Below are 16,890 nucleotides of genomic sequence, written 5' to 3'. Positions count from 1 at the left end.
CCGTGCACGCCAGGATGCCCGATTCCGGGCACGACAGCCACAAGCTTGCCAGCCGCTCTTTACACGGCGTTTACACCCCGCACGCCAAGCTATACCCCGTTTTTACCCCCCGCTCCGTAACCTGCCGGTGTCTTCAATGGTCACCTCGCCTGCCCGGCACGCATCCACCTTTTGCCGCGCAGGCCTGTTCGAAGGGAGCAAGCCTCCCGGGGAGAAAAAACGTGGATCTCGTCTATATCGGGCTCTTTGCCGCGATGGCCGGGCTGACCTGGGCTCTCGTCCGGTTCTGCGACGCCTTGTCGGCCGGAGGGCGGTCATGAGCTGGCTCTACTGGCTAAGCGGCCTGACGGCCGCATTCCTGTTCGTGTACCTGCTGGTCGCGCTGTTCAAACCGGAGAAATTCTGATGACCCCCGAATTCGTCGGGCTGCTGGTCCTGTACCTCGCAGTCCTCCTTGCGATCGCGCCCGTCTTGGGCCGCTACATCCGCGTCGCCATGGAAGACGGCCGGTCCCGCCTGACGGCCTGGGGACGGCCGCTCGAACGCGGCATCTACCGGCTGGCGGGCATCGACCCCCAGGCGGAAATGGGCTGGAAGCGCTATGCCGCCGCCGTGCTGGTCTTCAACCTGGTCGGCATCGCCGCCGTCTACGCCCTGCAGCGCGTGCAGGGGCTGCTGCCGCTGAACCCCGCCGGCCTGGGCGCCGTGTCGCCCGATTCCGCCCTCAATACGGCCATCAGCTTCGTCTCGAACACCAACTGGCAGGGTTACGGGGGCGAGTCCACGATGAGCTACCTGACGCAGATGCTGGCGCTGACGGTGCAGAACTTCATGTCGGCGGCGACCGGCATCACCGTGGTGTTTGCGCTGATCCGCGGACTGGCTCGGCATTGCTCGGCCACCGTGGGCAATTTCTGGGCCGACATGGTCCGCTGCACGCTGTATGTGCTGTTGCCGCTGTCGCTCGTGCTGGCGCTCGCGCTGGTCAGCCAGGGCGTGATCCAGAACATCAGCCCCTACCAGGACGTGCAGACGGTCGAGACCGTGCACTACGACCAGCCCCGCATGGACGCGCAAGGCCAGCCCGTGCTGGACGCGGCCGGCGCGCCGGTCACCGACCCGGCCGCCACGCGCACGCAGACCATCGCCATGGGGCCGGTCGCGTCCCAGGAAGCGATCAAGCTGCTGGGCACCAACGGCGGCGGCTTCTTCAACGCCAATTCGGCGCACCCCTTCGAAAACGCCACGCCGCTGTCGAACTTCCTGCAGATGCTGGCCATCCTGGCGATACCCGCCGCGCTGTGCTTTTCCTTTGGCGAGATGGTGGGCAGCCGGCGCCAGGGCATCGCCATCCTGGCCGCGATGACGGCGCTATTCGCCGTCTTTGCGCTGTCCACCGCCTATTTCGAGCAGCAGCCCAATCCCATGGCCGTCCAAGCCGGCGCCGCGACGTTCGGCGGCAACATGGAGGGCAAGGAAACGCGCTTCGGCATCGCGGCCACGTCGCTGTTTGCCACGGTCACCACGGCGGCGTCCTGCGGCGCGGTGAACGGCATGCACGATTCGTTCTCCGCGATGGGCGGCTTGTCGCCGATGCTGCTCATGCAGCTGGGCGAAGTCGTGTTCGGCGGCGTGGGCTCAGGCCTGTACGGCATGCTGGCCTTTGCCATCCTGGGCGTCTTCATCGCCGGGCTGATGATCGGGCGCACCCCCGAATACCTGGGCAAGAAGATCGAGGCCTATGACATGAAGATGGTTTCCATCGTCATCCTGACCACGCCGCTGCTGGTGCTGGGCGGCACGGCGCTGGCCGTGTCGGTGACGGCGGGCCAGGCCGGCGTGCTCAATCCCGGCATTCACGGTTTCTCGGAAATCCTGTACGCGCTCTCGTCGGCCGGCAACAACAACGGCAGCGCCTTCGCGGGGCTGTCAGCCAACACGCCCTTCTACAACGTCCTGTTGGGGATCGCGATGTGGTTCGGCCGGTTCGCCGTGATCGTCGCGGTGCTGGCCATGGCCGGCTCGCTGGCGGCCAAGCGCCGGCTGCCCGCCGGCCCCGGCAGCATGCCGACCACCGGCCCGCTTTTCGTGACGCTCCTGATCGGCGCCGTGCTGCTGGTCGGCGCCCTCACCTATGTGCCCGCGCTGGCTCTCGGCCCGGTCGCGGAACACCTGCAACCCTGATGCAAGAAGGCTAGGAAAGAACATGGCCAAGATTGAAATGCAAACCATCGGCTCGGACGGCAGCACCGCCGGCCAGGCGTCCGCGCCCGGCGAACCGGGTCAACTGAATGCGGGCAAGCAGAGCGCGGCCCGGCCTGACGCGGCACGACCCTTTGGCCTCTGGACGCGGGCGCTGGTGGGTCCCGCGCTTCTGGACAGCCTGCGCAAGCTGTCGCCCGCCGCGCAGATCAAGAACCCTGTGATGTTCGTGGTCTATGTGGGCAGCCTGCTCACCACCGTCCTGTGGATCATGGCCCTGGGCGGCCAGGCCGAAGCGCCGGCGGGATTCATCCTGGGCATTGCCGTGTGGCTGTGGTTCACCGTGCTGTTCGCCAACTTCGCCGAGGCGCTGGCCGAAGGCCGCGGCAAGCAGCAGGCGGCCACGCTGCGCGGCCTGCGCACCACCATCGACGCGCACCTGCTCAAGGGTTTTCGTGACGAGGACGCGTTGGATGCGGACCCGGCGCACTGGCGCGGCCAAGCCGTCAACCAGCCATCGGGCCTGCTGCGCCGCGGCGACGTCGTGCTGGTCGAAGCCGGCGCCACGGTGCCCGGCGACGGCCAGGTCATCGCCGGCGTGGCCTCCGTCGACGAAAGCGCCATCACGGGCGAGTCCGCGCCCGTCATCCGCGAGTCGGGCGGCGATTTCTCGTCCGTCACCGGCGGCACGCGCGTGCTGTCCGACTGGATCTTCGTGCGCATCGCCGCCGATCCCGGCGAGAGCTTCCTGGACCGCATGATCTCGATGGTCGAAGGCGCCCGGCGCCAGAAGACGCCCAACGAGCTGGCGCTGACCATCCTGCTGGTGGGGCTGACCGTGGTGTTCCTGCTGGTCGTCGTCACGCTGATGCCCTTTTCGCTCTACGCCGTCGCGGCGGCGGGCGGCGGCGCGGCGGTCACGGTGACCGTGCTGGTGGCGTTGCTGGTCTGCCTGATACCCACCACCATCGGCGGCCTGCTGTCGGCCATCGGCGTGGCGGGCATGAGCCGCATGATGAGCGCCAACGTAATCGCAACCTCCGGCCGCGCGGTCGAAGCCGCGGGCGACGTCGACGTGCTGCTGTTGGACAAGACCGGCACCATCACCTTCGGCAACCGCCAGGCGTCCACCTTCCTGCCGGCGCCCGGCGTGTCCGCGCGCGAACTCGCGGATGCCGCGCGCCTGGCCTCGCTGGCCGACGAAACGCCGGAAGGCCGCAGCATCGTGGCGTTGGCGGACAAGGCCATCCATGCGCCCGCGCCGCGCATCGCGGGCATCGAGTTCGTGCCGTTCACCGCGCAATCGCGCATGAGCGGCGCGGACCTGGGCGAGCGCAAGATCCGCAAGGGCGCGGTCGACGCGATCCAGGCCTGGCTGGCCGCGCAGGACGCCACGGTGCCCGCCGAGGCGCTGCGCCTGGCCGAAGACGTGGCGCGGCGCGGCAGCACGCCGCTGATGGTCAGCGACGGCAATCGCGCATTGGGGGTCGTCGAGCTCAAGGACATCGTCAAGCCCGGCATCCAGTCGCGCTTTGCCGAGCTGCGCCGCATGGGCATCAAGACCGTGATGATCACCGGCGACAACAAGCTGACGGCCGCCTCCATCGCGGCGGAGGCTGGCGTCGACGACTTCCTGGCCGAAGCCACGCCCGAGGCCAAGCTCAAGCTCATCCGCGACTACCAGTCGCAGGGCCGCCTGGTCGCCATGACGGGCGACGGCACCAACGACGCGCCCGCGCTGGCGCAGGCCGACGTGGCGGTGGCGATGAATTCGGGGACGCAGGCCGCCAAGGAAGCGGGCAACATGGTGGACCTGGATTCCAACCCGACCAAGCTCATCGAGATCGTCGAGATCGGCAAGCAGATGCTGATGACGCGCGGCGCGCTCACCACGTTCAGCGTGGCCAACGACGTGGCCAAGTACTTCGCCATCATCCCGGCCGCCTTCGCCACCGTCTATCCGCAGCTTGGCGTGCTGAACATCATGGACCTGGCGACGCCGTCCTCGGCCATCATGTCGGCCGTGATCTTCAACGCGCTGATCATCGTGGTGCTGATTCCGCTGGCCTTGAAGGGCGTGCGCTACCGCCCGCTGGGCGCCTCGGTGCTGCTGCGCCGCAACCTTCTCATCTATGGCCTGGGCGGCCTCATCGTGCCCTTTGCCGGCATCAAGCTCATCGACATGGTGCTGGCCGCGCTGGGCTGGGCGTGACGGCCGCCATCCCCGCTACTGCCTCCCAAGCCATTACGCAAAGGAATTCCTCATGAACACCGCAACTTCCACGCCGCGCCAAGGCGGCATCCTGCGCCCCGCGCTGACCGTCTTCGCCGCGCTGTCGCTCATCACCGGCCTGGCCTACCCCTTTCTGACCACCGGCATCGCGTCTGCCGTGTTCCCGAGCCAGGCCGCCGGCTCGCTGATCGAGCAGGACGGCAAGGTGGTCGGCTCTGCATTGATCGGCCAATCGTTCTCCTCGCCGCAATATTTCTGGGGCCGCCCGTCGGCCACGGCGCCCATGCCCTACAACGCGGCAGCCTCCGGCGGCTCCAATCTCGGCCCGCGCAACCCGGCGCTGGCCGAGGCCGTCCAGGCGCGCATCGCGGCCTTGAAGGCGGCCGATCCGGACAACGCCGCGCCGATTCCGGCCGACCTTGTCACCGCCTCGGGCAGCGGGCTGGATCCGCACATCAGTCCGGCCGCCGCAGCCTATCAGGCGGACCGGGTGGCGCGGGCCCGCAATCTGCCGCGCAGCGAGGTCGATGCGCTGATCCAGGCCCACACCGCCACGCCCTGGCTAGGCGTGCTGGGCAGCCCCGCGGTCAACGTGCTGACGCTGAACCTGGCGCTGGACAAGCTGCGCGGGCCGCGCTGATGGGGCGGCGTATAGTATTGCCAGCCGTTTCCCTCCCTTCCTTGCGCGTTCATGGCTGACATCACTGGCGAGCGTCCCGATCCGGACGCGCTCTTGAAGACCCTGGACGCCGCCGAGCGGCAGGCGGTGCGCGGCAAGCTGCGCGTGTATTTCGGGTCGTCGGCCGGCGTGGGCAAGACCTACGCCATGCTGGCGGCGGCGCGCGCGCAGGCTGCGCAGGGCACGGACGTGCTTGCCGGCATCGTCGAAACCCACGGCCGCCGCGAGACCGCGACGCTGCTCGATGGCCTGCCGGTCTTGCCGCTTCGGGACGTTGCCTACCGCGGCCACGTGCTCAAGGAATTCGACCTGGACGGTGCGTTGCGCCGCCGTCCGGCGCTGGTGCTGGTCGACGAACTGGCCCACTCCAACGCGCCCGGCTCGCGCCACGCCAAGCGGTGGCAGGACATCCAGGAGCTGCTCGCGGCCGGCATCGACGTCTGGACCACGCTGAACGTACAGCACCTGGACAGCCTGAACGAGGCCGTGGGCAGCATCACCGGCGTGCGCGTCTGGGAAACGGTGCCCGACGACGTGTTCGACGCGGCCGACGAGGTCATGCTGGTCGACCTGTCGGCCGACGAACTGCTGCGCCGCCTGAAGGAAGGCAAGGTCTACCTGCCCGAACAGGCCCGGCACGCCTCCCGCAATTTCTTTCGCAAGGGCAATCTGATCGCGCTGCGCGAGCTGGCGCTGCGGCGCACGGCCGAGCACGTGGACGACGATGTGCAGGCCTACCGCCGCGACCGTGCCATCGAGTCCGTTTGGCGCACGCGCGAAGCCATCGTGGCCTGCATCGGGTCCGATGCCGACGCCGAATACGTGATCCGCAGCGCCCATCGCATGAGCCAGCAGCTCGATTGCGATCTGCACGTCGTCACCATCGACACGCCGCGCGCCGCGCCGCCCGCCGCCGCCGAAACCGAGCGCCTGCAGCACGGCCTGGCGCTCGCCGACGCGCTGGGCGCGCGCACCGAGACGCTGGCCGGCGGCGACATGGTCGACGCCGTCGTGCGCTATGTCCGCCGCCACAACATCACCAAGGTGATCGTGGGCCGCACCCGCGCCGGCGGATGGCAGCGCCTGCGCCTGTCGCTGACGGCGTTGCTGACCGCCGGCATGTCGCACGGTTGGTTGTGGCGCAGGCACAGCTTCGCCGACCAGCTGGCCGCCGGGTGCCCGGAGATCGACATCATCCGGCTGGGCGCGCCGCCCGTGCCCCAGCACGCGCCCGCCAAACGCGACCCGCTCACGCTGGCCCGCCGCGCGCGCGCAGCCGACGACGAACGCGCCGCCCGGCCACTGGTGGGGTACTTTTGGGCGCTGTGCTACTGCGCCGTTGCCACGGCGCTGTCCTCACTCGTCTTCCCCGCGCTGCACCAGACCAACATCGTCATGCTGTTCCTGCTGGCGGTTGCCGCGGTGGCGCTGCGCCACGGACGCGGGCCGGCCGCGCTCGCGTCCGTCGTCAGCGTCGGGCTGTTCGACTTCTTCTTCGTGCAGCCCTTGTCTTCGTTCGCCGTGTCGGACGTGCAGTATCTGCTGACCTTCGGCGTGCTGCTTGGCGTGGGCTTGCTGATCGGCCAGCTTACCGCCGGCCTGCGCTTGCAGGCGCAGGCGTCGGTCAAGCGCGAGGCCGACGCGCGCAGCCTGTACGAATTCGCGCGCGAACTATCGTCCGCCCTGCTGCCCGAACAGATCGTCGCGCTGGCCGGCTCGTTCGTGCATGCCACCTTTGGCGCGCGTTGCGCGCTTTACATCCTGGGCCTGGACGACCGCCTGAAACTGGCCATGCCCGCCGACAGCGACATGTCCGCGCCCGAAGCGGCGCTGGCGCAGTGGGTGTACGACCACGGCCAGCCTGCGGGCGCGGGCACCGCCACCCTGTCCAACAGCGCGTTGCTGTACCTGCCATTGAAGGCGCCGATGCGCACCCGCGGCGTGCTGGTGCTGGACGCGCCCCGCCGCAGCCTCTACGCCAATCCGGACACGCGCCGCCAGGTCGAGGCCTACGCCACCCTGATCGCCATTGCGCTCGAACGCCTGCACTACGTCGAGGTCGCGCAGCAGGCCGTGGTCAGCATGGAATCCGAAAAACTGCGCAACTCGCTGCTGGCCGCGGTCTCGCACGACCTGCGCACGCCGCTCACCAGCCTGGTGGGCATGACCGACACACTGATGCGCGAGCGGCAGGCGCTGCCCGCTGGCGTGCAGGACACGGTGCGCGCCATGCGCGATCAGGCGCAGCGCATGCACGCGCTGGTGGTCAACCTGCTGGACATGGCGCGGCTGCAAAACCGCGACACGCCGCTGCGCCTGGAGTGGCAGTCCATCGAAGAGCTGGTCGGCGCCGCGCTGGCGGCCATGCGCGAACCGCTGGCCGGCCACGAGATCCTGGTCGCGCCGCTGTCGGCGCTGCCGCTGGTGGAGTGCGACGGCGTGCTGATCGAACGCGTGCTGTGCAACCTGCTGGAGAATGCGGCCAAGTACACGCCTGCCGGCAGCACGCTGCGCATTCACGCCTTCGTACATGAGGCCGAAACGCCGGGAGCCCCAACGCAAGGGCGCGAAATGCGCGTGGCCATCGCCGACAACGGCCCCGGCGTGGCGCCCGGCGCCGAACGCCGCATCTTCGAAAAATTCACGCGTGGCGAACGCGAGTCCGCCACGCCTGGCGTCGGCCTGGGACTGGCGGTGTGCGAAGCCATCATCGCCGCCCACCACGGCCGCATCTGGGTCGAACACGCGCCCGGCCAGGCCAGCGGCGCGCAGTTCGTCTTCACCCTGCCGCTGGGCGTCCCGCCCGAAATCCAACCCGAAACCGCCTGAGTACCCCATGTTCGATTTCCAGCCCATAGTCCTCATCATCGAAGACGACGCCAACATCCGGCGGTTCGTGCGCCAGGCCCTGGAAAGCGAAGGTTGCGTGGTGCACGAGGCCGACACCGTCAAACGCGGACTGATCGAGGCGGGCACCCGCCAGCCCGACGCGATCGTGCTGGACCTGGGTCTGCCCGACGAGGACGGCATGACGCTGATCCGCGAGCTGCGCGGCTGGACCGAAGTGCCCGTGCTGGTGCTGTCCGCGCGCAGCGCAGAAGCCGACAAGGTCGCGGCGCTGGACGCGGGCGCCGACGACTACCTTGCCAAGCCTTTCGGCGTCAGTGAGCTGCTGGCGCGTTTGCGCGTGCTGCTGCGCAGGCATGGGCGGGGCGGCGCGGGCAATGCGGCCGAGATTGCGTTTGGCGACGTGCGCGTCGACTTCTCGCGGCGCGTCGTCGAACGCGCCGGCCAGCACGTGCACCTGACCGCGATGGAGTACCGCCTGCTGGCGGCGCTGCTGGCCCATCGGGGCAAGGTCATGACTCACCGCGAATTGCTGCGGCAAGTGTGGGGGCCGTCTCATGTCGAGAGCAATCACTACTTGCGGATCTACATGGGCCATCTGCGCCAGAAGCTCGAGGCCGACCCGGCGCAGCCCGTGTTCCTGCTGACCGAGATCGGCGTGGGCTACCGCTTTGCGGGCTGAGCTTTCGCGCGCGCAGCCATTTTGACGCGCGCTTTACGCGCAGGGTGCGAGTCTTGTCTCGCGCTTTATGCCGGTCCTCCTATTGTTGCGGTCCGCTCAACACCAGGAGGCTTCCCATGCCCCGCAACACCCTCGCCGCAGTGGCGCTGCTTTCCCTCGTTCCCCTGGCGCAAGCCGCCGACGCCCCCGTCGCCGCCGATGCCGTGTCGCCGTATTCCCTGACGGCCAACGTCACGCTCGCCAGCCAGTACCGCTATCGCGGCCTCATGCAGACCAACAACCAGCCCGCCATCCAAGGCGGCTTCGACCTCGTGCACGCCAGCGGCTTTTACCTGGGCAACTGGAACTCCAGCATCAGCTGGCTGAACGACAGCGACAGCGACGTCTCCGCGCCTGTGGAAATGGACTTCTACGGCGGCTACAAGGGCAATCTTACGGACAATGTGCCCGTGGACCTGGGCGTGCTGCAGTATTACTACCCGGGCGACTATCCATCCGGCTACACCAGCCCCGACACCACAGAACTCTACGCCGGCATCGGCTACGGCCCGGTAATGTTCAAGTATTCCCTTGCGCTGACCAACCTGTTCGGCTTTGCCGACAGCAAGTACAGCCAATACTTCGACCTGTCGGGCAACTTCGACACCGGCATCTGGGGCCTCGTCATCAACGCCCATGCGGGCCACCAGATCGTGCGCAACGTCGACAACGGGTCCTACACCGACTGGAAGCTGGGCCTGACCAAGGACTTCGGCCAGGGCCTGTCCGTCTCGCTGGCCTATCTGGACACCAACGCCGACCGCGCCGTCTACACCAATACCCGGGGTCGCGACATGGGACGCGCCACCGGTCTCCTATCGGTCACCAAGACGTTCTGAACGGCGCCTGCCGTTGACGCGGTTTTTACGCGGCACACGCGCATTTATCGGCAGGTTTTACGGCGCGATTCCTATAGTGGAATCGTCATCAACCCACCGGATACGCGGGACGCCCTCAACGGCCCCCGCCCCTCAAACCGCCATGATTCCCCGACCGCGCCTTCGCCAGGTTCCGATAGCCGCCCCCGTTGCCGCCTCGCCCTCGCCGCAGCCGCAATGCCGCCTGATCTCGCTGACCGTGCGCATCGATACGCTGGACGCCCTGAACGTGCGGCTGGCCCTGCACCGCGCATTGGGCGACCGCATTGGCGTCTACCTGCTGTCGGTGGACCACGCGCACGCCCAAAGCACGCTGGAACTGCAATGCGAACGCGGCGAACTGGACGCCATGATGTCCGCGGTCATGCGCGGTCTGCCCAGTGCGGAATTCGGGCCGGCGCGCCCGGCAACTGCCATCACGGAGCGCTGAGCCATGCACCCGAGTGCCAAACCCATGTTCGAGGGCCTGTGGCTGCCGATGGTGACGCCCATGCGGGGCGGCCACGTGGATCTGGACGCCGCGCAGGCGTTGGCCCGCTACTATCGCAACGCCGGCATCGCCGGCCTGGTGCTCTTTGGCTCCACCGGCGAGGGCAACCTCTTGAGCATGCCGGAGAAGATCGAGATGATCGAGGCCATCAACAGCGACTCGCACGCGCTGCCGATGGTCCTGGGCGTGGGCGGCGTCGACACCCGGGGCGTGGCCACGGCGGTGCGCCGGCTGGACCGGTACGCGCCGGCCGGCTACCTGGTCCCGCCGCCGTATTACCTGGGTCCGTCGCAGGCCGGAATTCTGTGGCACTACCGGCAGATCGCGTGGGCGACAGAGCGCCCCATCATCCTGTACAACATCCCCAAGCGCGCGGGCGTCGCCATGACGGTCGAAACCATGGAGGCGCTGGCGGTGCTGCCCAACTTCGGCGCGGTCAAGGAATGCAATCCGACCGTGCTGGCCGCCTTGAATGCGCGGGACAGGCTGACTGCCCTGTGCGGCGAAGACCTGGCCTTGCTGGACCACTTCCTGGCTGGCGGACGCGGCGCCATTCCCGCGGCCGCGCATCTCTTTCCCGAGCGCTTTGTCGCGCTGATGGCGCTGGCGCAAGCAGGTGATACGCAGGCCGCGCGCGAATGCTTCGACCCCTTGCGCCCCCTGATCCGGCTGCTGTTCAGCGAGCCCAATCCCGCGCCGGTCAAGCGCGCGCTGGCCATGCAGGGCCTCATCGCCGACGAGCTGCGCCTGCCCATGATGCCCGCCAGCCGCGAGCTGAGCGCGCGGCTGCGGCGAGCCCTGGACCTCATCCCGGCATCGGCTGACCGGTTGCAGACAGCCTGAAGATCGACACGGCGCGCGCCAGGTCGCCCGCCTGTGCGTGCAGCGTGGCGGCCAAGGCCGCGAACTCCTGCACCAGCGCCGCGTTCTGCTGCGTGGCGCCATCCAGATGCGTCACGGTCACATTGATCTGCTCGATGCCCGCGCTTTGCTCGCCGGACGCCGTGGCGATTTCGCCCATCAGCGGCGCGCTGGTGGCCGCCGATTCCAGCACGCTGCCCATCGTGGCGCTGGCCTGCTCCACGCGTTGGCTGCCGCGCGCCACGGAGGCGGACGAGGCTTCGATCAGCGTCTTGATCTCTTTGGCGGCGGTGGCCGAGCGCTGGGCCAACGCCCGGACTTCGCCCGCCACCACGGCAAAGCCGCGGCCCTGCTCGCCGGCCCGCGCGGCTTCGACGGCGGCGTTCAGTGCCAGGATATTGGTCTGGAACGCAATCTCGTCGATCAGCCGGATGATCTCGTCGATGCGCTGCGAACTGTGAGAGATCTCGCGCATGGCGTCGATGGCGTGCTGCGTCTCGTCGCTGCCCTGCCGGGCCAGGCGCGCGGCCTCGGCGGCCAACGCGCTGACCTCGCGCACGTGCTCGGCGCTTTGCCGGGCCGTGGCGGTGATCTCTTCCACGCTGGCCGCGGTCTGTTCCAAGGCGGCCGCCTGCTGTTCCGTGCGGTCCGACAGGTCCACGCTGCCTGCGGCGATCTGGCGCGAGGCGGCCGCAATGGACGCGGTGGAATGCACGATGGTGCGCACCGCCGCGTCCAGCCGCTGCTGCATCCGCGCCATTGCGCCGAACAGCCGGCCGATTTCGCCGCGATGATGGTGCGAGATGGCGCTGGACAGATCGCCGTTGGCCACCCGCTCGCACACGGCCACCGCCTCATCGAGCGGCCGCAGGATGTGCGTGCTGAAAAAGCGCAGCGCCGCCGCCAGCACCAGAGCCAGCAAGACCAGCGTCACGCTGCCCTGCCGCCACAGCGTGCCGTAGAACGCCGCGTCGACGTCGTCGACATACAGGCCCGTGAACATCAGCCAGCCCCATTCCGGGTCGTAGGCTGCGTAGGTCAGCTTGGGCAGCGGATCCTCGGCGCCCGGCCGCGGGAACAGGTAGCGCACGTAGCCGCCCCCCGCCTTGCCCTGAGCGTAAAGGTTTTCAAATAGCGGCTGCCCGTCGCTGTCGCGCGTGGCGCGCACGTTCGTGCCCACCCGCTTCGCGTCAGGATGCACCAATAGATCGTAGTCGTCGCCAAACGCGCCCACATAACCATCTGCACCGTACCGCATTGCCGACAGCTGGCGCGCCACGTCGCGCTTGGCCTCGGCCAGCGGCACGCCTTCCTGCACGCGCCGCTTGCCCCCGCTGACGACGCCCGCAGCCATGTCGATCACATGGCGAAGCTCCGTCTTGCGGTCCTCCATCATCTCGGCACGCCGCTGCCAGGCGTCCCAAACTCCCAACGCCAGGACAGCGGCGCCAATGGCAAACACGAACCACAACAGTTCCCTGCGCAAGCTGGAATGACTCATCGACTTCCTTCTGCATGACCGCGGACTCGAAACAAAAATCAGCGGATTGTGACTTTTTATATAGATTGGCCGACGAGCATACCGTTTCAAACTTCGTTTGAATTCGATTTGACTAGTCACTTTGATCTAGCTCAATTCCCATAAAAAAAACGCAAGGCGACTCGCGCCTTGCGTTCTGCTTCAAACCGGACGGCGGGACGAGGCCCGCCCGTGCCCTAAGCCCCGGGCGGGGAAATGCGTTGCGGCCGCGCCGTCGTCAGGGCAATCAGCGCCACCATGATGAGGGCATAGGTGGGCACGCTGCGCATATTGCGGAACATCATCTCGGTCATGCTGAAGGCGCAGTAGCTCAGGCAGAACAAGAGCCCCATCTGCGCGCCCACCCGGATCACCCGGTCGTCGCTGGCCAGGCGCCGGAAGAACACGCCCGCCGGCACCAGATACAGCGCCAGCATGCTCAACAGACCCAGCAGGCCGTATCCCGCCATGGCGGCCAGCAGGTCGTTGTGCGGCTCGCCAAAACCATCAACCACTTCCTGCGTCACGATGCCCTGCTTCTGCAGCTCGCGCAGTTCCTCGCGGAACCTGCTAGGGCCGATGCCCACGATCGGGCTCTTTTCAAACATCAGAATCGAAGCGTGCCACAACTGGAGGCGAATGCCGAACGACGTATCGCGGTTGGACGACGTGACGAATCCCCTTACGTCATGAGTAATTTCCTGCATGCGGCTGCTGAATGTCCAGAGGGCGGCCGCGCTGGCGACCAGCGCCAGACTAATTGCCAGAGCACAATACACCTTTTGGCGGCGTTTCCAGTTTCGCAGCCCCAGCAGAAACACGATGCCCAAAATGGGCAGCACCATCCAGCTGCTGCGTGTCTCGGACTTCCAGGTCGCATACACCGTTAGCGCCACCGCTAAGAGCTTTATGCCAGTTTCAAGACGCGGCCAGCGCGTGCTGGGCCCCCATCCGAGGGACAGGAGGGTCATGCAGCCAAACAGCAGCGTCATGTTGGCAAATGCGACCGCGTTATAACGCCCGCCGACCTCAACCACGGCATTGCGCCCTGCCATCATCGTGATCACAATCAACACTACCGCGCCGGCAAGCGCGCCAGCCAGAGCGCTCCATTGGATATGCTTGAGCCAGCGCCGGGGCGCGCGAAGAAGCAACCACAACGTCGGCAACGCGAGGGAAAATCGCAAGAGCTTTTCCAGTTCAGAGCCGCTCATTACACCGATCACCGCGTAGGTGATGAACATACAGGCGAGTGGCGACAGCAACGCCAAGTATATTGGCGACAGATCGCGCAGATTCATGGCCTCGTAACGTTTGATTGCGTTTAACGCCATCGCGGCGACCGCCATCAAAGCGCTCAGGTAAAGAATCACCGGCCCGCCCACTGGACTGGTCAACGCCAAGGCTGGAACCAAAAGGACCAGCCAGGTGGCTACAGATACATAAACTTGGGGCACAACAATCAACTCAGAAAGACCCGCGCACGCCAGTCGTGTCGGTCGGTGGTTAGAGAAAACCCGCCGGCCATGAAGGCGGGCGGGTTTGGCGAAAGAGCGGGAGCCGGGCCATGCGCGGCAGACAGCCTTGCGGCAGGCCCTTTTCGCGGCTTACATGTTTTCGATCATCACCTGGCCAAAGCCGGAGCACGACACCTGCGTCGCGCCTTCAAGCAGACGGGCAAAGTCGTACGTGACCTTCTTGGACTGGATCGACTTTTCCATGCTGGAGATGATCAGGTCCGCGGCTTCGGTCCAGCCCATGTGGCGCAGCATCATCTCGGCGGACAGGATTTCGGAACCAGGGTTCACGTAGTCCTTGCCGGCATACTTGGGCGCCGTGCCGTGGGTGGCCTCGAACATGGCCACGGAATCGGACATGTTGGCGCCCGGGGCAATGCCGATGCCGCCCACTTGCGCGGCCAGCGCGTCCGAAATGTAGTCGCCGTTCAGGTTCAGGGTGGCGATGACGTCGTATTCCGCGGGACGCAGCAGGATCTGCTGCAGGAACGCGTCGGCAATCACGTCCTTGACGATGATCTCGCGGCCCGTCTTGGGATTCTTGAACTTGCACCACGGGCCGCCGTCGATCAGCTGCGCGCCGAACTCCTTCTGCAGGAGCTCGTAGCCCCAATCGCGGAAGCCGCCTTCGGTGAACTTCATGATGTTGCCCTTGTGCACCAGCGTCAGCGACGTGCGGTCGTTGTCGATGACGTACTGGGCGGCCTTGCGCACCAGGCGCTCGGTGCCTTCGCGCGACACCGGCTTGATGCCGATGGACGAGGTGTTCGGGAAACGGATCTTCTTGACGCCGAGCTTGGTCTGCAGGAACTGGATCAGTTCCTTGGCCTGCTCGCTTTCGGCCATGTATTCGATGCCGGCGTAGATGTCTTCCGAGTTCTCGCGGAAGATCACCATGTTGGTCTTTTCGGGCTCGCGCACCGGGGACGGCACGCCCTTGAAGTACGCCACGGGGCGCAGGCACACGTACAGGTCCAGCTGCTGGCGCAGGGCCACGTTCAGCGACCGGATGCCGCCGCCGACCGGCGTGGTCAGCGGGCCCTTGATGGAAACCACGTAGTCTTTGACGACTTCCAGGGTTTCGTCGGGCAGCCACACGTCCGGGCCGTAGACCTTGGTGGCCTTTTCGCCGGCGTAGACCTCCATCCAATGGATCTTGCGCTTGCCGCCATACGCCTTCTGCACTGCCGCGTCGACGACCTTGATCATGACGGGGGTGATGTCGGCGCCCGTGCCGTCGCCTTCGATGAAAGGGATGACGGGCTGGTCAGGCACATTCAGCGAGAAATCGGCGTTGACCGTGATTTTCTGGCCGCCGGCGGGAACCTTGATATGTTGGTAGGACATGAATGCTCCATTTGCTCCGGGTGGTTTTTCTGCACGCGCCAGGATCGGACAACGTCCGATTCCGCGGGTCATACCGCCTCCTGCGAACCGCACACCGGATGGCGGATAGCAGCCCATTCTATATCGCAAAGCGCCGGGCGAAACCTGAGCTGCGTCGTGGGGCGGTAAAATAAAGCGACTCCATCCTGCTTTTGGCCCCCTCCCGATGTTCAATCCCTCCCGCGACCAAGTTCGCGAATTCTTTATCGAAACCTGGCGCAAGCACCGCGCCAACGAGGTCCTGACCCCGCTGGAGGCGATCGCGCTGGACTGGATCATCGAGCACCCGGAATACCACGCAGACCTCGAAAGCCCCGAGGCCATGACGACCGAATACGCGGTGGAAAAAGGCCGGACCAATCCGTTCCTGCACCTGTCCATGCACCTGGCGATCGCGGAGCAACTGTCCATCGACCATCCGCCCGGCATCCGCCAGGCCTACCAGCAGCTGACGGCGCGCTCGGACGCGCACCACGCCGCCCATGAAATCATGGAATGCCTGGGCCAGGTCGTCTGGGAAGCGCAGCGCCTGGGCACGCCGCTGGACAGCGACACCTACATCGACCTGATCCGCCGCCGCGCCAGCCTCTGACCCAAACAAAAAAACCCTCGCTCGCGAGGGTTTTTTGCTTGCATACCCGCCGCAGCGGGCGCGTCTTAACGCCGGACGCCCAGGTCGCTCGGCAACGACGCCAGCCACGCCGACACGTTGGAGATGTCCTGGTCGGACAGCTGCGTGGCAAAGGCGCCCATGATCGGGTTCTTGCGCACATTGGCCGTGGCCGCGCTGCCGGAGGCGCCGCGCTTGTAGGCCTTCAGGGCATGCACCAGGTAATCGGCGTGCTGCCCGGCCAGCGTCGGATAGGCGGGATCCACCGCCGTCTTGGCGTCGGCGCCGTGGCACGAGGCGCAGTTGAATTTGTCGAAGACGGCCTTGCCGGCCGCCAGGTCCTGCGCCTGGGCGGCTGCGCCCGAAATGGCCAGGGTCGCGCCCGCAAGGGCAAGCATGGTGCGGTTCATGGTGTTGCCCCCTTACTTGAGATTCGAGTAGTACGCGGCCAGGTCGGCAATATCCTGGTCGGTCAAGCTGCCGGCGATGGCATCCATCGTGGGATGGCTGCGCGCGCCTTTCTTGTACTCGTTGAGGGCCGTTTCGATGTACTTGGCGTTTTGGCCAGCAATCATCGGAACATGGTAAAGCTCGGGAAACGATGCCTTGTAGCCTGGGATGCCATGGCAACCGATGCACATCGAAACCTTGTCGCGGGCATTCTGGACATTACCGACCGGCGCTGCGTCTGCAGCAACAGCCTGGCCGGCGATCGCACAGGACGCCATCGTGGCCAACACGGAAACCGTGTACTTCAGAGAGGTTCGCAACTTCATTGGAATGACTCTTCTTGGTATGGCTAAGGACTAGGGCCTGCTCACACGAAAAGGCCCTCTGCAAACACGTTGCGGGTGGAACCCAAAGCAAAACCGCCTGATTGTACGATAATTGCTCAGGATTAATACCTTGCGTTAGTGTTGATCCCAATCAAACCACAGAAGCCATCA

15 protein-coding genes are annotated in these 16,890 nt (G+C 66.5%); 10 read left to right on the top strand and 5 right to left on the bottom strand.

Features of this window, described 5'->3' with window-relative positions; translation table 11 throughout:
- Window positions 1–316: 316 nt before the first annotated feature.
- The 9 genes from kdpF (at window position 317) to dapA (ending at window position 10,893) form a co-directional block, all read left to right on the top strand.
- Complete coding sequence (gene kdpF / locus HV786_RS02560; protein ID WP_056321339.1) at window positions 317–406, top strand: K(+)-transporting ATPase subunit F; 90 nt, start codon at window positions 317–319, stop codon at window positions 404–406.
- A complete protein-coding gene (kdpA, locus tag HV786_RS02555) occupies window positions 406–2,184 on the top strand; it encodes a potassium-transporting ATPase subunit KdpA (RefSeq protein WP_175209920.1) in 1,779 nt (592 codons plus the stop codon). Before kdpF ends, kdpA begins: the two co-directional genes overlap by 1 nt.
- Window positions 2,185–2,206: 22 nt before the next feature.
- Window positions 2,207–4,414 carry a potassium-transporting ATPase subunit KdpB gene (gene kdpB, locus HV786_RS02550; RefSeq protein WP_175209918.1) on the top strand — a complete coding sequence of 736 codons (2,208 nt, stop codon included), beginning with the start codon at window positions 2,207–2,209 and terminating at the stop codon, window positions 4,412–4,414.
- A gap of 52 nt (window positions 4,415–4,466) precedes the next feature.
- Window positions 4,467–5,075, top strand: coding sequence for a potassium-transporting ATPase subunit KdpC (kdpC, locus tag HV786_RS02545; protein WP_175209916.1), 609 nt, complete (start codon window positions 4,467–4,469; stop codon window positions 5,073–5,075).
- 51 nt (window positions 5,076–5,126) lie between these two features.
- On the top strand, window positions 5,127–7,943 hold the full coding sequence (locus tag HV786_RS02540) for a sensor histidine kinase (protein ID WP_175209914.1): 2,817 nt from the start codon (window positions 5,127–5,129) through the stop codon (window positions 7,941–7,943).
- A 7-nt stretch (window positions 7,944–7,950) separates the two neighbouring features.
- A complete protein-coding gene (gene kdpE, locus HV786_RS02535) occupies window positions 7,951–8,643 on the top strand; it encodes a two-component system response regulator KdpE (protein WP_128830090.1) in 693 nt (230 codons plus the stop codon).
- 116 nt (window positions 8,644–8,759) lie between these two features.
- Window positions 8,760–9,521: a TorF family putative porin gene (locus tag HV786_RS02530; protein WP_128830089.1), complete on the top strand. Its 762-nt coding sequence runs from the start codon at window positions 8,760–8,762 to the stop codon at window positions 9,519–9,521.
- 142 nt (window positions 9,522–9,663) lie between these two features.
- Entirely contained in the window at window positions 9,664–9,990 is a 327-nt protein-coding gene (locus tag HV786_RS02525) for a hypothetical protein (RefSeq protein ID WP_252870412.1), read from the top strand.
- Between the two features lie 3 nt (window positions 9,991–9,993).
- Window positions 9,994–10,893 carry a 4-hydroxy-tetrahydrodipicolinate synthase gene (dapA, locus tag HV786_RS02520; RefSeq protein WP_128830088.1) on the top strand — a complete coding sequence of 300 codons (900 nt, stop codon included), beginning with the start codon at window positions 9,994–9,996 and terminating at the stop codon, window positions 10,891–10,893.
- Here the strand turns inward: dapA and HV786_RS02515 are convergent.
- The 3 genes from HV786_RS02515 to icd form a co-directional block, all read right to left on the bottom strand.
- Window positions 10,856–12,412, bottom strand: coding sequence for a methyl-accepting chemotaxis protein (locus tag HV786_RS02515; protein ID WP_128830087.1), 1,557 nt, complete (start codon window positions 12,410–12,412; stop codon window positions 10,856–10,858). The two genes, dapA and HV786_RS02515, sit on opposite strands and share 38 nt — an antisense overlap.
- 215 nt (window positions 12,413–12,627) lie before the next feature.
- Window positions 12,628–13,887: an O-antigen ligase family protein gene (locus HV786_RS02510; RefSeq protein ID WP_128830086.1), complete on the bottom strand. Its 1,260-nt coding sequence runs from the start codon at window positions 13,885–13,887 to the stop codon at window positions 12,628–12,630.
- 150 nt (window positions 13,888–14,037) lie between these two features.
- Window positions 14,038–15,294 (bottom strand): NADP-dependent isocitrate dehydrogenase, encoded by a 1,257-nt coding sequence (gene icd / locus HV786_RS02505; RefSeq protein ID WP_056321319.1) that lies wholly within the window; start codon window positions 15,292–15,294, stop codon window positions 14,038–14,040.
- Between the two features lie 205 nt (window positions 15,295–15,499).
- Here icd and HV786_RS02500 point away from each other — a divergent pair, with 205 nt between their 5' ends.
- Window positions 15,500–15,925 carry a DUF1841 family protein gene (locus HV786_RS02500; RefSeq protein WP_128830085.1) on the top strand — a complete coding sequence of 142 codons (426 nt, stop codon included), beginning with the start codon at window positions 15,500–15,502 and terminating at the stop codon, window positions 15,923–15,925.
- A 65-nt stretch (window positions 15,926–15,990) separates the two neighbouring features.
- Here the strand turns inward: HV786_RS02500 and HV786_RS02495 are convergent, their stop codons facing one another.
- A complete protein-coding gene (locus HV786_RS02495; RefSeq protein ID WP_062840389.1) occupies window positions 15,991–16,353 on the bottom strand; it encodes a c-type cytochrome in 363 nt (120 codons plus the stop codon).
- A 12-nt stretch (window positions 16,354–16,365) separates the two neighbouring features.
- The gene (locus tag HV786_RS02490; protein ID WP_056321309.1) at window positions 16,366–16,719 is read right to left on the bottom strand and encodes a c-type cytochrome; all 354 of its coding nucleotides are present in this window, start codon (window positions 16,717–16,719) and stop codon (window positions 16,366–16,368) included.
- Between the last annotated feature and the right edge of the window lie 171 nt (window positions 16,720–16,890).

The organism is Achromobacter mucicolens (assembly GCF_902859725.1).
Classification (GTDB): Bacteria; Pseudomonadota; Gammaproteobacteria; order Burkholderiales; family Burkholderiaceae_B; genus Achromobacter; species Achromobacter mucicolens.
This window is presented reverse-complemented; position numbering and strand designations above follow the sequence as displayed.